This window comes from Streptomyces sp. NPDC097981 (genome assembly GCF_040302565.1).
Classification (GTDB): domain Bacteria; phylum Actinomycetota; class Actinomycetes; order Streptomycetales; family Streptomycetaceae; genus Streptomyces.
Map to the genome: position 1 here is coordinate 68,713 of NZ_JBEORW010000011.1, position 14,935 is coordinate 83,647.

The following is a 14,935-nucleotide window of genomic DNA, read 5'->3' on the forward strand; positions in this document are numbered from 1 at the left end:
CGCCGTGGGCGGCGGGGCTCCGTCGTTGCGGGCGTCAGGTGCAGGCGTAGCCGTCGCCGTCCGGGTCCAGACGCAGGGGGTCGCTGCCGTTGACCTTCATGCGCTTCGGGTACTGGTGGGAGGCCAGCCAGTCGCAGCGGGCCTTCGTCGTCTCCTTCACCTCCGCCGGGAAGTTCGTCGGGACGCACTGGCTGACCGTGCCGTAGTGGCGGTCGCAGCCGGCCACGGTCGGGGCGACGGGCACCGATTCCCGCTTCCCGGGGTTCTGCTTCGGGGCCGCCTGCGGCGCGTCCGCGAAGTCGTGGACGTGCGGAGAGGGGGCCTCCGCCGTGGCCGCCAGCGCCGACGGGCCGCCCAGGTGCACCCAGGTCGCCACCGACGGGATGCCGTTCGCGTCGACCCCGAAGAGCATGTACCAGCCCGGCGGCGCCAGGTTCGGGTTGCTGGTGACGTTCAGGTCGACGGTGGTCCCGTTCACCACCGTCATCGGCAGGTCCACGAACCGCTGGTTGGGGTCCGAGGAGTGCGTGACCGCCGCCGGACGGATCAGCTCCGCCTTGGCGATCGGCCGGTCGACGGTGATCCGCTGCGTGTCCCCGTACACCCACTGCGTGTCGATCACCGAGGTGAGCCTCGGGCGTGCGCCCTTGAACAGGTACGGCGGGGTGTAGATCGACACGTTGTTGTTGTACGTGCCGTTGCCCGGGTTGTCGCCGACCGTCATGACCCGCCCGTCGGGCAGCAGGAACGCACCCGAGTGGTAGGTCCGCGGGATCGGGTCGGCCGGCAGCCCGGCCTTGTAGGTGTTGGTCACCGGGTCGAAGAACGAGGCCTCGTACACCGGGTCGGCCCGGTCGTGCAGGCCGCCGCCGGTCTCCAGCACCTTGCCGTCCGGCAGCAGCACCGCGGACACGTACATCTTGCCCTCGGCCCCGGTCTGCGCCCGCTTGACCCCGCCCACGTCGACCAGGCCCTGCGGCAGGTCCGGACCGGCGGTGTACGCGGGGTTCGCCGCCTTCAGGTCGATGAGGTCGGTCAGCCGGTTCGCCGCCGGGTTGGACTCGTTGTTGCCGCCGCCGACCGTCAGGACCCGCTGGTCCTGCGCGGGCGGCAGCAGCACGCTCGCCGACTCGTCACGCTCGTCCTTCTTGCGCAGCCCGGGCACGTCCGTGATCGTGTTGGCGTTGTAGTCGTAGACCGACGCGCCGCTGCCCTGCGTGCCGTTGCCGAAGGTGTGGCTGCCGGAGTAGAAGAGCCTGCCGTCCTGCATGAGGATCATCGACGGGTACAGGCCCCAGTAGGACCAGGTCTGGTTGACCTCGTTCATCGGCAGCCACTTGTTCTGCGCCGCCGAGAACCTCTCCGCGGTCACGTTGCCCGTCGAGTCCTCCTTCAGGCCGCCGAAGGAGATCACGTCGCCGTTGCCGAGGACGGTTGCCGACGGGTACCAGTGCCCGCCGTTCAGGTCGTTGGTCTTCGTGTACGCCTCGGTCGCCGGGTCGAAGACGTAGCTGTCCTTCAGGCCCTGGTAGCCGATCTTCCCGTCGGCCGACGGATAGCCCTTGTTGCCGCTCATCACGAGCACCCGGCCGTCCGACAGCTGCACGTGCCCCGAGCAGAACATGTCCACCGGCGTCGGGATCGTCTTGAAGGACCCGTTCGCCGGGTCGTACACGGCCGAGGTGAACGTACCGGCGTTGAACTGGGAGATGTCGTTGCCCGAGCCCGCGATCAGCAGCACCTTGCCGTTCTTCAGCACGACGGCGTGCATCGAGCGCACCGGGTTCTTGGCCGGGATCACCTCCCACCGGCCCTTGGCGCACTCCTCCGCCGTGCCCGTGCACCCGGGCTGCGGCGGGACCGCGCCCACCTCCTCCAGCGCGTAGTCGTCAGTGGTGAGCGTGCCCACCCCGTAGACCGAGAGCCCCCACGTGATCTTGTCGGTGCCGGGCGGGACGGCGGGCGTACGGACCTCCGTGCGCGCCCATCCGGCGCTGACCGGCGGATTCTGCAGGTCGGTCCAGTACTGCCAGCCCGCGGTGGTGTCGTGGCGGAACACCGTCACCGACACGTCCGGGGTGTTCGACTTGTACCAGGCGGACAGGTCGTACTGCTTTCCCGGCACGACGGTCGGGGCGCAGGCCGTGTTCTCGGCGACGAGCGCCTTGCGGTCGCCGCTGACGCGGCGGGTGAGAGAGACCTTCATGGCCTTGGTGCCGCTGTGCGCGTCGGCGACGGTGGCGAAGGTGAAGTCGTTGTCGCCCCAGCCGGACTTCTCCCAGCAGGACGGCATGTCGTCGCCGGGTGCTCCGGCGGTCTCGAAACCGGGGTTGGTGAGCAGATTGGGCGGTCCGGCCGTGGCCTGCTGCGGCGCGGTGAGCAGCAGGCCCGCGGTCATCGCCCCGACGGCGGCCAGGGCGGTGCGGCGCCCGGCCCTCCGCCGGAAGTTCGCTGGCATGGACAAGTTCCCTTCTGTGCGGCTCAGCTCCTGGTGGGACGTGCGGTACGGGCCTTGCGCGGCAGGTAGACGAGGGCCTCGGTGGCCGCGAACCGCAGGACGAAGGTGGTGACCAGGGCGAGGGCGGTGGCGGGCAGCACCTGCATGCCGAACCTGGCGACGAACAGGGCGATCAGCGGGATGCGCAGCAGCAGGTCGGCGTTGGCCAGCAACACGAAGCGGCCGACCCGGTCCGCCCAGTGGCGGTGCCGCCGGTCGCGGAAGAGGAGCGTCTCGATGAGGAGGAAGTTCCAGAGCACCCCGGCCTGGTTGGCGGCGATCTCGGCCGGCAGGTAGTGCATTCCGGCCTGCGTGAGCAGCCACAGCGCGGCCAGGTTCGGGACGAATCCGGAGAGCCCGATCAGCCCGAAGCCGAGCATCCGGGCCAGCGGGGTCGCGGAGCGCAGCGCGGCGAGATGGGCGAGGAAGCGCATCCCCTCGCGGGCACCGGACTTGGACTCGCCGGAGTGGCGGTCCTGGAAGACGAACGGGATCTCGGCGACCTTGGCGGGGCGGCAGCGCACCGCCAGCTCCAGCAGGATCTTGTAGCCGAGCGGTTTGAGGGCGTCCGCGGTGACGGCCGAGCGGCGCAGGGCGAAGAAGCCGCTCATCGGGTCGCTGATCCCGCGCAGGGCGCGCGGGAAGAGCCCCTTGGCGAGCCCGGTCGCGCCGCGCGAGACGGCGATGCGGTAGTTCCCGGCGAGTCCGGCCCGGCTGCCGCCGGGCAGGTAGCGGGAGGCGACGACGAGGTCGGCGCCGGTGCGCTCGCCCTCGCCGACGAGCTCGGGCACGAGGTGGGGCGGGTGCTGGAGGTCGGCGTCCATGACGACGATCCAGTCGGTGCCCGGCCGCCCTTCGCCCGTGGCCCGGATGCCGTCGACGACGGCGCCGCCGAGGCCGCCGACCGGGTTCTCGCGGTGCAGGACCGAGACCGGGAAGGGCAGGTCGAGGGCGGCCTTCTCGATGACGGCGGGGGTGTCGTCCGTGGAGTCGTCCACGAACAGGACCTCGCAGGCCAGGCCGGCGGGGAGCGAGCCGGCGAGCCGGCTCAGCAACTCGCCGATGTTCCCCGCCTCGTTGAAGGTCGGGATGATGAGGGTGACGCTGCCCGCCACCACCCCCTCCGGAACGGACAGCGCCGGAATGGAAAATTCCGGATTGCTCGGGGCGTGCGGGGTCCACAGGTCCTCGCTCATGGCGGATCAGCTCCCGTCGACTCGGTCGGTCCGGCGGATCTCGATGCGGTCCTCGCCGGAGCCGAAGACGGCCACCGCGGTCGAATGCTCCAGCGCGGCCTTCACGTTGGGCAGGTCCACCGCGTCCCGGCGGACGGTGGGCGAGGAGACCACGTAGTCGATGTCCCGCCAGCCGTGCGGCAGGGTCCTGGTGACGGCGGGGTCGAGGTCGGCCTTGTAGAACCAGATGGCGCCGAGCCCGGGCTCGAAGCCTTGGTGGACGGCGTCCAGCCACAGCGCGTCGTCGACCAGGACCCGGATGTGCTCCGGGTCGGGGACCTCCCGGCCGAGCCAGGCCGCGGCCTGCCGGTACGGGGCGTTCGCGTCGGCCGTGAGCGCCGTGCGGTTGCCCTCGTACCAGCGCGGCAGGACGTACACCGCGGCGACCGCGGCAAGCACCCCGATCAGCACCCGGCGCCCGTACGTGAGGGACCGGCGTTCCCCGGGCGAACGGCGGCGGCGCAGCACGGCGTGCGTGACGCTGGCCGCGCCCCCGGCGAGGACGAGCGCAAGGAACGGCAGCGCCTGGATCACGTACATCGCCGGCAGGTAGCCGGAGGGCCGCATCGCGACGGCCGCGAGGATGGCGGCGGCGAGCGCCGGGCCGGCGAGCGCGCGGGCGGTCACCGACCAGCGGATGGTGACGAGCAGCAGGAGTGCGCCGGCCAGCCCGCCGAGCGGCAGGACGGTGTCGTAGTACAGCCAGGACCGCAGCACGCCGTTCGAGCCGGAGCCGGGGGTGAGGATGAAGCCCGAGCCCGGGCGGCTCATCTGGTAGGTGATGCCGTCGATCAGCGAGACGTGCCCGGCGCCGGGCAGCAGCTCGCTGTTGAGCAGCGCGTACAGGGGGTACGAGAGGCCGATGAGCGCGCAGGCGGTGACGGCCCCGGTGACGGCGAACTTGCGGGTGTCCCGGTGGCTGTGGCGCCACATCGTCACCAGCAGCGCCGGGAGCACCACCAGCATCGTCTCCTTGGTCAGGACGGCGGTGGCGGCCGCGAGTCCCGACCCGAAGTGGTGCCACAGGTGGCGGCTGGGGGACGCGGCCAGGCAGAAGGCCAGCAGCATCCACATCACGGCGAGGTTGTCGAGGAAGATCTCCCGCTGGAGCACGACGGAGAGCGGGGACAGTCCGAAGAGGGCCATCGCGAGTCCGGCCGCCCAGCGCGGGAGCCAGAGCCGGCGCGCGAGGACGTAGATGAGCACGGAGGACGCGGCGCTGACGCCCAGCATCGAGAACCGCATCGGCGCGACGGTCATCCAGTCGGGCACGAAGAGGGAGGGCAGGTATGTCAGGCCGGCTATCTGTATCCAGCCGAGCGGCGGATGGTCGTACCAGTACGTGTAATGGGCGAGGCCGTCGCCCTGCTGGACGGCCCATGCCTGGGCGAGGTACGTGCCCTCGTCGTCGCTCAGGGTCGGGAAGTGCGTGATGTTCCAGCCCTGGACGAGGACGATCGCGAGCAGGACGGCCCCGCAGAGCAGCAGGTCGGGGCGGGAGGAACGGAAGCGGACGAGGGGGTGGGCCGGGGCCGGCGGCCGGACCCCGAGACCGCCGCGGCTCACGGGGCCGCCCGGACCGCGCCGGGCGGGGACGCGGGGCTCGGCGGTGGCCGTGCCGGTCGCGGCGGCCGCGGCGCCGGGCTGGGGATCAGTGGCCGTGGGTACGGTGGCGGTCACTGCCGGCCGTCCTCTCGGATCGCGGTGGAGGCGCCGGCGGTGGAGGCGCCGGCGGTGGCGCTGATCGGAGCGAGGTGGGCGCCGGTGTGGCGGGTCAGCTCCCACTCGTTGCGGCCGCGCTGCTCGCGCCAGACCGCGCGGATCGCGGCGCCCGCAAGCATGACCTGGTAGAACGGGCCGCCGACGACGAGCTTGAGGTAGTGCACGAAACGGACCCGCAGACCGTACTGGCGGCCGAAGTCGTGCAGGCCGACGATCTCGAAGACGAACGTCACCATCGCCGTGATCATCGGCAGGAAGGTGATGATCGCGACGCCGACGGGCACGTCGAGGAGGACCGCGACGGCGAAGTTGACGGGGATGATCACCCCGGAGGCGGCCTGCATGAACGGCGTCATCAGCGTGTAGCGGGCCAGCCAGCGCTGGCCGCGGCCGGGCAGCTGCCGCCAGTCCTTCTTCCGGTAGACCTGGAGGAAGCCCTGGTTCCAGCGGGTGCGCTGCTTGAGCAGGCTCATCAGCGAGCCGGGCGTCTCCTCGCGCGTGACCATGTCGGAGTCGTACGCGACGACCACCTTCTTGCCGACCGAGGACAGGCGCACGCCTAGGTCGCAGTCCTCGGCCAGGCAGTCGGGGTCCCAGCCGCCGGCCGCGCGGAGCACGTCGGTGCGGACGAAGACGGTGTTGCCGCCGAGCGGGATGAACCCCTTCTCGGCGTGCAGGTGCAGCCGGGAACGGAACCAGAAGAAGTACTCCAGGCAGTTGCGCAGGCTGTACCAGCTCGAATGGAAGTTGATGAGCTGGACCCCGCCCTGGACCACGTCGGCCGCGGTGGAGCGGAAGGCGTGGTCCACGTGGGCGAGCAGCTCGGGGTGGACCTGGTCCTCGGCGTCGAAGACCCCGACGATGTCGCCCCGGCAGTGCGGGAGGGCGGTGTTGAGGGCCTTCGGTTTGTTCTTGGCCTCGTGGTGGTCGACGACGACCCGTACGCGCTCGGGCGCCCGGGCGGCGGCTGCCTCGGCGACGGCGGCGGTCTCCGGGTCGTCGTGTCCGACGATGACGATGATCTCGTAGTCCGTGTGGCTCGATTCGAGCAGCCGCTCGATCGTGTGCCGGAGGACCGCCTGTTCGTGCCGGGCGGGCAGGAGGAGCGAGAAGGACAGCCGGCCCTCGCCGTCGGGGCGGTCGAACCGGGTGGAGGCGAGCGTCTCGGGCGTGCGCCACGCGTGCATCTGCCACCACAGCGTGAAGGCGGCCATCCAGAAGAGCGCAAACGAAATCATGGATATGACGACAGAGGTGTACAAAAGTCCCCCACAGACATGCCGAAACGCCCGGCGGCGATCGGCAGACCCCCCGGGGGCCAGGACGGGCCCCCCGGCCCGCCTGCCCCCCGCTTCCCCCCTCGGGCGCACCCCCCAGTGCGCCGGTTCGCTGACTCCCCGGTGACTCCCGAAGACACGAGACTAGACAGCGAAAATGAAACTCAGGAGCCCCCGAGGATAAAAACCGTGTTTCCGAACTGCCTCATGAGCAACCGGAATTGACGGTACTCCGACTGATTCAGGGATGAACCGCACTCAACTGATCGGCAAGCTCGACCGGATCCGTCGTAGGCCGCGCGCAGACGAAATGTCGACACACATACGCCGTCGGAAGGTCGCGTACGAGTGTGCGCTCGGCCAGGAGGGGGAACTCGCCCCCGCTGCCGTCCGCCGCCCGCGGCAGACCGACCGCCACCACGGCCCCGGGAGCCGTCCCCAGCAAGGCGGTCCGGTGCAGCGCGGCCAAGGCCGGGTCCTCCGGATGGCCCACCACGGCCACCTCGCGCGGACCGTCGATCAGCGCCTCGGCGACCGCGAGTCCGTGCCCGATGAAGCGCGGGACGCGCGGCCCCAGCGCGTGCACCACGCCGAGCGCCTTCTCCGCCGCCGTGCGGTGCGCCTCCGAGCCGGTGTGCGCGGCGTACGAGAGGAGCGCGCCGGCGGCGGCCGTCCAGCCGGAGGGGGCCGCCGTGTCGGTCGGGTCCTGGGGCCGGCGGATGAGCTGCTCGGCGTCGTGCGCGGTGTCGTAGAGGGAGCCGTCCTCGGCGGTGAACCGGTCCAGGACCAGGTCGGTGAGGAACCCGGCGAACTCCAGCCAGACCCCCTCGCCGGTCACGGACGCCAGCGCGAGGAAGCCCTCGGCGACGTCGCCGTAGTCCTCCAGCACCCCGGCGTTCGCCCCGACGCGCCCGTCCTTGCTGGTCCTGGCCAGCCGGGCCCGGCCGGCCGCCGCGTCGAAGTGGACCCGGACCAGCAGGTCGGCGGCCTCGGTGGCCCGCTCGACCAGGTCCGGCCGGTCGAAGTACGCCCCGCACTCGGCGAGCGCGGCGATCGCCAGGCCGTTCCAGGCGGCGACGACCTTGTCGTCCCGGCCGGGTGCGGGCCGCTCGGCGCGCGCCGCGAGCAGCCGCTGCCGGATGCCGGCGATCACCGCGGCGTCCACGACGGGCCCGTCCTGCGGCAGCTGGAGCACGGACGTGCCGTGCTCGAACGTGCCCTCGTCCGTCACCCCGAAGTACGCGGCGGCCAGCGCCCCGTCCTCCTCGCCGAGCACCTCGGCCAGCCGGGCCGGCGTCCAGGCGTAGTACGCCCCCTCCACGTGCTCGCCGGTCAGCGGATCCTCGCTGTCCGCATCGAGCGCGGAGGCGAAACCGCCCTCGGCGGTGCGCAGTTCGCGCACCATGAAGTCGGCGGTCTCCAACGCGACGCGCCGCGCGAGGTCCGAGCCGGTCGCCCGCCACAGATGGGCGTAGACCCGGCACAGCAGCGCGTTGTCATAGAGCATCTTCTCGAAATGGGGGACGACCCACTCCCGGTCCACGGAGTACCGCGCGAACCCGCCTCCGAGCTGGTCGTAGATCCCGCCGCGGGCCATGGCCTCGCAGGTGTCGGCGGCCATCTGCAGGGCCCCCTCGGCCCCGGTGCGCGCGTGGTGGCGCAGCAGGAACTCCAGCACCATGGACGGCGGGAACTTCGGCGCCCCGCCGAATCCGCCGCGGACGGCGTCGTACTCCCGGGTCAGCCCGAGCAGCGCCTGCGCGAGCTCCTCGGGGCCGGGGGCGCCGGCCTTGCCGTAGTCCAGCCGCCGTCCGGAGAGGTCCCGTACGATCCGCTGCGCGACCTCGGCCACCTCCTCGGGCCGCCCGGCCCAGGCGGTCCGCACGCCTTCGAGGACCTGCATGAAGGAGGGCATCCCGTGTCGGGGCTCGGGCGGGAAGTAGGTCCCGAAGTAGAAGGGCTCGGCACCGGGGGTGAGGAACACGGTCATGGGCCAGCCGCCCTGCCCGGTGGCGGCCTGCACGGCCTCCATGTAGACGGCGTCGATGTCCGGGCGCTCCTCGCGGTCCACCTTGATGTTGACGAAGTGCTCGTTCATGTAGGCGGCGGCCAGCTCGTCCTCGAAGGACTCATGCGCCATGACATGGCACCAGTGGCAGCTGCTGTACCCGACGCTGAGCATCACGGGCACCCCCCGCTCCCGCGCCTCCGCGAACGCCTCCGGCGACCAGGGCCACCAGTCGACGGGGTTGTCTGCGTGCTGGAGCAGGTACGGCGAGGTCTCGTTCGCGAGGCGGTTCGGCATGGAGCCATCCTCGCGCACGAGGGCAACGGGACCTGCCTGCGCCACAGCCCGGCCACCCCGGGGCGGACCCGGATCAGGCCGTCAGCTGGTCCTCTCCCGACCAGGCCGAACGTACATATATGCACGCGAGCGGCCGAGCTTGGACCAACTCCCTCTGATCTAGCTCAAGTTCCCTCGCGCTCGCGGCAGTCCCGGCGGACACTTGGGGCTCGTTGCCGGAGTTCTCTTGAGGGGGATGCCGATGCGGGACAGCCATCGTGGTGAGGCCGAGCGGCTGTTGGAGCGGGCCGTGGACGAGGAGGCCCAGCGGGCTGCCGGGACGGGTCAACCGGTCGACAAGGCGGCGCTGCTGGCGCGCGGCCTGGAGGCGCTGGACGCGCTCGCGGCGAGCGCCTCCGACGAGTACGAGGCGTATGTACGGGCCCTGGACGAGGCGGCGGCGGGGGACGAGTCCCTCGGTGAGGCCTTCCGGCGCGGGAACACCTCGACGGCACTGCTCGTGACGGCGGTCGCCGCGGCCGCGGCCGTCGGGGCCGACCTGACGCTCGGCGTGGAGGCGGGCACGGCGCTGACCGCCGGGGCCGTCACCGCCGTCGCCGGGGCGGCGGCCACGGTCGCCAAGGTGACCGCCCTGCACCTGCCCGCCGCGAACCGCCGGGCCGGCGTGCGCGGCCGGCCGGGCGGGCCGGAGCAGTTGAGGCTCCAGTGGCTGTCGGCCCTGGAGGTCCGCGGGATCCGCCCGTTCCTGGAGCAGCAGCGCGCGGTGGCCGCGGCGCGCGTACCCCGGCAGCCGTCCCGGCCCGCCGCCCCCCAGCTGCGCGGGACCGACCGCAGCGCGGAGGCCCGGCGGCGCAGCGTGCTGGAGCAGTCCTTCGGCCATCTCCCGCAGCCCGAGGCCTCGTTCGCGGGCCGCCGGGCGGAGCTGACCCGGATCGCGCAGTGGGTGCAGGCGGCCCGGGCCAGCACGGAGACCCGCCCGGTGGTCGTGGTGCTGCACGGCGAGACGGGGGTGGGCCGCACGGCCCTGGCCCTGCGGGCGGCGGACGGGCTGCGCGACCAGTTCCGCGGGGCCTGTGTGGTGGACCTGCGGGGCGGATCGCTCAGCGGGGAGGCACCGCTGCCGATCCGGGAGGCGCTGCTGCATCTGCTGAACCGCCTGGGCGCACCGCGCGAGCAGCTGCTGTTCCGCGAGGGGTCCTCGGCAGAGCAGCAGGTACGGCGCCTCGGCGAGCTGTACCACCAGCACCTCCAGGGACTGCCGGTGACGGTGCTGCTGGACGACGCGGTGGATGCGGCGCAGGTCCGGATGCTGGTGCCGGAGCGGTCGGAGAGCCTGGTGCTGGTGACGGCGCGGGAGCCGCTGGAGCTGCCGGACCTGGCGGCCTGGGTGCACCAACTGCCGGTGGAGCGGATGGCGGAGGCGGAGGGCGCGGAGCTGGTGCGCGCCGGGGCCGGGGCGGCCGGCGGGCCCCCGTACGAGGAGGAGGCCCTGCGGGGGCTGCTCGCGCTCGGCGGAGGGCTCCCGCTGGCCCTGCGCGTTCTGGCCCCGCTCGGCGCCGCCGCGCCGCAGGACCCCGGCGGTACCGGCGATTCCGCCGGTACCGAGGCGCTGGAGGGCGCCCTAGGCCTGGCCTACGACCGCCTGCCCGAGGAGCAGCGCCGGCTGCTGCGGCGGCTCACGCTGGCCGGCCGGGCCTCGCTCGGCCCGTCGGCCGCGGCGGCGCTGATCGACGCGGGCCAGGCGGAGGCCGGGCGGCTGCTGCGCGAGCTGGCGCGGGCGGGCCTGCTGGACCACGTGCGCGGGGAGCGGTTCCGGATGCACGACGCGGTGCGTTCGTACGCGGCGGCGCGCCTCGCGGCCGACGAGGACCGGGCCGAGTCCGCGGCGGCGCACGGCCGGCTGATCCGGAACTACGCGCAGCTCGCCGACTCGGTGATCCGGATGGTCGACGGGAAGATGTCGACCCGGGCGAACCACTTCGGCGGGCACGGCTTCGCCTCCCTGGACGCGGCGCTGCGCTGGCTGGACGACGAGTCGAGCTTCATCACGGCCGCGCTGCGGCACTCGCAGGACGTGGACCAGGAGGCGGTGCTGGATCTGCTGGGTGCGCTGTGCGACTTCTGTCTGCTGCGCGGGGACCTGTACCGGCTCGGCGAGATCAACGAGCTGACGCTGGCGGTGGAGGCCGCGCGCGGGGGGCGGCCCGGCCAGGGGCGCCTGGTGCGCTCCGTGCAGTGGCGCACGGGTATCGCGGCGCGCCAGCTCGGCGAGCTGGACAAGGCCCGGACCACGCTGACCTCGGTGGTCGACCAGTACATGGAGGCGCAGCAGGAAGCGGGCGCGGGCATGGCGCTGATCTCGCTCGGGATCACCCTGCACCACCAGGGGCAGCTGCCGGAGGCCGCGGCCCGCATCCGCGAGGCGCTGGTGCTGCAGGAGCCGGACAAGCTGGCCGGCGACCGGGCGTGGGCGCTGCACGCCCTGGCGGCGGTGGAGCGGGACCGGGCGCACCTGGCGGAGGCGATGCAGCTGCTGGAGCAGTCGCTGGCCCTGCACCGGGAGAGCGAGAGCGTGCACGGCGAGGCGTGGGCGCACTTCCAGCTGGGGCAGGTGTACCTGCGGCTCGGTGACGTGGCGCGGGCGGAGGCGGAGCTGAAGCTCGCCCTCGACCTGTACGGGCGCACGCGGGACGAGCGCGGCCAGGCCTGGGCGATGACGCAGCTGGGCCGGGCCCGGGTGGTGGACGGGGATCCGGGCCCGGCGGTGGAGGGGCTGCGCGAGGCGCTGGCCCGGCACCGGGAGCAGGAGGATGCGCGCGGGGAGGCGTGGACGCTGTACTACCTCGGGCAGGCGCTGGAGGAGGGCGGCGAGCGCGACCAGGCGGTACGGGAGCTGGAGCGGGCCCGCACGATGTTCTCGCGGATGCGGGACGTGTACGGGCTGGCGCACGCCCGGCACCACTCGGGCCGGGTGACGCGCGACCAGCGGGCGGCGCAGACGGGGAACCTGAAGAACTCCGGGTTCGCGCGGCAGCTGCTGGTGGACGCGCGGGCCGACTTCCGGCGGATCGGGCTGGCGCACGGGGAGGCGTGGACCTGCCTGGAACTGGCGGTGGTGGACGCGGGCAACGGCCGGGCGTCGCAGGCGCTGGGCCTGTGCGAGGAGGCGGCCCGGCTGTTCATCTCGTACGGGGACCGGCGCGGGGAGGACTGGGCCCGCTTCCTGCGCTGCACGCTGCTGCCGTACGCGCTCCCGGGCGCGGGCGTGGAGGAGGCCCGGGCGGAGCTGGCCCGGCTGGCCGCGTCACCGCATCCGATGCGGGACGGGCGTCTGGAGGACAGCCTGGACACCTACGCGGTGGTGCTGGGGCGCGGTGTGGACCCGGCGGAGGGCTGGCAGGCGTGGCGTCTCGCGCTGGTCCCGAACCTGCACTCGCGGGAGATCATGGGGGTCCCGATGCCACCGGCCTCGCCGGCCGTATGACCGCGTGACCGCCTGAGCCGTACGGCCCGATCGCGGGCACGCGCGGCCGCCGCCCCACCCGCGCAGCGGGAGGGGCGGCGGCGCATCGCCCGCAGGACGGCTCCCTACGGAGCCCGGTCCGCGGCGGGGGCAGCGGCTGCCGCGCCCGCCTCCGGGGCCTCCTGGAAGTCGACCTTGCCCATGTGGCGGCTCATCGACTTCATCAGGCCCCACACCGCCAGGGCGAGGGCTGCGAACACGATGAAGCCCAGGATTCCGGGGGTCACCTTGTTCTTGTCGAAGGTGTCACCCGCCAGCGGAAGGAGCTCGGTCAGTGCTGCCTGCGTAGCGCTCATAGCTACGCATTCTCCCGGATGCCCGCGAAGAGGTCGGACTCGGGGAGGGAAGTGTCGACGAGCGACTTCGCGAGCTCGTACTCCTCCGTGGGCCAGACTTCCTTCTGGATCTCCATCGGGACGCGGAACCAGCCGCCGTCCGGATCGATCTGCGTGGCGTGCGCGATGAGCGCCTTGTCACGGATCTCGAAGAACTCGGCGCACGGCACGTGCGTGGTCAGCGTCCGCTCGGTGCGCGCGAACTCCTTCCAGCGCTCCAGCCACTCCCCGTACGGGGACTCCATGCCGCGCGCGAGCAGCGCCTCGTGCAGGGCGATGGTGCGCGGCTTGTTGAAGCCCTGGTTGTAGTAGAGCTTCTGCGGCTGGTACGCCGGGCCGAACTCGGCCTCCGGGTACTTCTCGGTGTCGGCGGCGCCCTCGAAGGCCACCATCGAGATCTTGTGGGTCATGATGTGGTCGGGGTGCGGGTAGCCGCCGTTCTCGTCGTACGTGGTGATGACCTGCGGCCGGAAGGCGCGGATCTTCTTCACCAGGCGGCCGGCCGCCTCGTCCACGTCCTCCAGGGCGAAGCAGCCCTCGGGCAGCGGGGGCAGCGGGTCGCCCTCCGGGAGGCCGGAGTCCACGTATCCCAGCCACTCCTGGTCGATGCCGAGGATCTGGCGCGCCTCGTCCATCTCCTTGGCGCGGACCTCGTGGATGTTCTCCTCGATGTACTTGTCGCCCTGGAGCTTGGGGTTGAGGATCGAGCCGCGCTCTCCCCCCGTGCAGGTCACCACCAGCACGGGAACCCCCTCGGACACGTACTTGGCCATGGTGGCCGCGCCCTTGCTCGACTCGTCGTCGGGGTGGGCATGGACGGCCATCAGTCGAAGCTGCTCGGTCAAGACAGGATCCTCTTTGAGTCGTCAGGGCATACGCCTCCTATAGTGACCGAATCGGGGGGTGGAAAAATTCCGGGGCTGCCCCCGGGAATCTGGAGTCCGGCCCTCCGAAAGGAACGATCAATGAGCGCGGTGCGCGAGGGGCTGCCCGAGGGCCGCTACGGACGGTCAGCGGACGAGCGTGCCGACCGGAAGCTCAAGATCGCCGGGTCGGTGCTGGGTGTCGGGCTGCTGGCCCTGGTCGGCTGGATCGGCTGGGACTACGTCGCCGGCCAGAGCGTCAGCGCCGAGGTGATCAAGTTCCAGGTGGTCTCGGACACCGAGGTGAAGGTGCACCTGGAGGTGCGCAAGGACGCCTCGGTCACCGGGGTGTGCACCCTGAGTTCCCAGAACAAGGAACACGCCGAGGTGGGCCGCGCGGACTTCACCTTCGGGCAGAAGGCCGGGCGCGTGGACGAGGTCCTGTCTCTCAAGACCACCGGCCGGGCCACGATGATCGAACTGGTGGGCTGCCAGGAGGCCGGCACCACGCCCACGGCAGACTGATCTCTTTCCTGCTCACGGGCCCGATGACACACTTCATACACATGGTGTCCTCCCCCTTTTCTTCCCGAATTGTTAGGCTCGTGGTTTCGCCCGCCGCTGGCGGCTAAGTAGTCCCCTGTACCGACGAGGAGCACCCGTGACCCAGACGAGCGAGAGCGTCACCTGGCTGACCCAGGCGGCGTACGACCAGCTGAAGGCCGAGCTGGACTACCTCTCTGGTCCCGCACGCACGGAGATCGCCACCAAGATCGCAGCCGCCCGCGAGGAGGGCGACCTGCGTGAGAACGGCGGTTACCACGCGGCCAAGGAGGAGCAGGGCAAGCAGGAGCTCCGCGTCCGCCAGCTGACGCAGCTCCTGGAGAACGCCAAGGTCGGCACCGCACCCGCCTCCGACGGCGAGGTCGCGCCCGGCACGGTCGTCACCATCGCCTTCGACGGCGACGAGGACGACACGATGTCCTTCCTGCTCGCCTCGCGCGAGTACGCGTCCGCGGACTTCGAGACCTACTCCCCGCAGTCCCCGCTGGGCACCGGCGTGATGGGCAAGAAGATCGGCGAGGACGCCGAGTACGAGCTGCCGAACGGCAAGAAGGCCACGGTCAAGATCCTCGACGTCAAGCCGTTCACCGGCTGATCACCCGAGAACGCGCAGC

At 72.1% G+C, this 14,935-nt stretch carries 10 protein-coding genes; 3 read left to right on the plus strand and 7 right to left on the minus strand.

Annotated features, from left to right (window positions below):
* Window positions 1-34: 34 nt before the first annotated feature.
* From ABTY04_RS13365 to ABTY04_RS13385, 5 genes are all read right to left on the minus strand, one after another.
* Window positions 35-2,458: a galactose oxidase early set domain-containing protein gene (locus ABTY04_RS13365; protein ID WP_352213490.1), complete on the minus strand. Its 2,424-nt coding sequence runs from the start codon at window positions 2,456-2,458 to the stop codon at window positions 35-37.
* A gap of 23 nt (window positions 2,459-2,481) precedes the next feature.
* Entirely contained in the window at window positions 2,482-3,693 is a 1,212-nt protein-coding gene (locus ABTY04_RS13370; RefSeq protein ID WP_352213491.1) for a glycosyltransferase, read from the minus strand.
* A gap of 6 nt (window positions 3,694-3,699) precedes the next feature.
* Window positions 3,700-5,412 carry an ArnT family glycosyltransferase gene (locus ABTY04_RS13375; RefSeq protein ID WP_502996627.1) on the minus strand — a complete coding sequence of 571 codons (1,713 nt, stop codon included), beginning with the start codon at window positions 5,410-5,412 and terminating at the stop codon, window positions 3,700-3,702.
* A complete protein-coding gene (locus ABTY04_RS13380; protein ID WP_502996628.1) occupies window positions 5,409-6,692 on the minus strand; it encodes a glycosyltransferase in 1,284 nt (427 codons plus the stop codon). Before ABTY04_RS13380 ends, ABTY04_RS13375 begins: the two co-directional genes overlap by 4 nt.
* A 280-nt stretch (window positions 6,693-6,972) precedes the next feature.
* Window positions 6,973-9,036 (minus strand): thioredoxin domain-containing protein, encoded by a 2,064-nt coding sequence (locus ABTY04_RS13385; RefSeq protein WP_352213493.1) that lies wholly within the window; start codon window positions 9,034-9,036, stop codon window positions 6,973-6,975.
* Window positions 9,037-9,277: 241 nt separating this feature from the next.
* On the opposite strand from ABTY04_RS13385, the gene ABTY04_RS13390 reads away from it, so the two are divergent.
* Entirely contained in the window at window positions 9,278-12,520 is a 3,243-nt protein-coding gene (locus ABTY04_RS13390) for a tetratricopeptide repeat protein (RefSeq protein ID WP_352213494.1), read from the plus strand.
* A 104-nt stretch (window positions 12,521-12,624) separates the two neighbouring features.
* On the opposite strand, the gene ABTY04_RS13395 is transcribed toward ABTY04_RS13390, so the two are convergent.
* Window positions 12,625-12,855, minus strand: coding sequence for a hypothetical protein (locus ABTY04_RS13395; RefSeq protein ID WP_352213495.1), 231 nt, complete (start codon window positions 12,853-12,855; stop codon window positions 12,625-12,627).
* Window positions 12,856-12,857: 2 nt separating this feature from the next.
* Window positions 12,858-13,739: a mycothiol conjugate amidase Mca gene (gene mca, locus ABTY04_RS13400; protein WP_352213496.1), complete on the minus strand. Its 882-nt coding sequence runs from the start codon at window positions 13,737-13,739 to the stop codon at window positions 12,858-12,860.
* 120 nt (window positions 13,740-13,859) lie between these two features.
* On the opposite strand from mca, the gene ABTY04_RS13405 reads away from it, so the two are divergent.
* Both ABTY04_RS13405 and greA read left to right on the plus strand, forming a co-directional pair.
* The gene (locus tag ABTY04_RS13405) at window positions 13,860-14,282 is read left to right on the plus strand and encodes a DUF4307 domain-containing protein (protein ID WP_352213497.1); all 423 of its coding nucleotides are present in this window, start codon (window positions 13,860-13,862) and stop codon (window positions 14,280-14,282) included.
* 136 nt (window positions 14,283-14,418) lie between these two features.
* Window positions 14,419-14,916, plus strand: coding sequence for a transcription elongation factor GreA (gene greA, locus ABTY04_RS13410; RefSeq protein ID WP_352213498.1), 498 nt, complete (start codon window positions 14,419-14,421; stop codon window positions 14,914-14,916).
* Window positions 14,917-14,935: the final 19 nt, after the last annotated feature.

Bases quoted from the DNA above. Each gene is read 5' to 3' on its own strand.
- ABTY04_RS13395 (WP_352213495.1), bottom strand. From the start codon at position 12,855: ATGAGCGCTACGCAGGCAGCACTGACCGAGCTCCTTCCGCTGGCGGGT.
- ABTY04_RS13405 (WP_352213497.1), top strand. From the start codon at position 13,860: ATGAGCGCGGTGCGCGAGGGGCTGCCCGAGGGCCGCTACGGACGGTCA.
- ABTY04_RS13370 (WP_352213491.1), bottom strand. From the start codon at position 3,693: ATGAGCGAGGACCTGTGGACCCCGCACGCCCCGAGCAATCCGGAATTT.
- ABTY04_RS13365 (WP_352213490.1), bottom strand. From the start codon at position 2,458: ATGCCAGCGAACTTCCGGCGGAGGGCCGGGCGCCGCACCGCCCTGGCC.
- ABTY04_RS13380 (WP_502996628.1), bottom strand. From the start codon at position 6,692: ATGATTTCGTTTGCGCTCTTCTGGATGGCCGCCTTCACGCTGTGGTGG.
- ABTY04_RS13390 (WP_352213494.1), top strand. From the start codon at position 9,278: ATGCGGGACAGCCATCGTGGTGAGGCCGAGCGGCTGTTGGAGCGGGCC.
- ABTY04_RS13385 (WP_352213493.1), bottom strand. From the start codon at position 9,036: ATGCCGAACCGCCTCGCGAACGAGACCTCGCCGTACCTGCTCCAGCAC.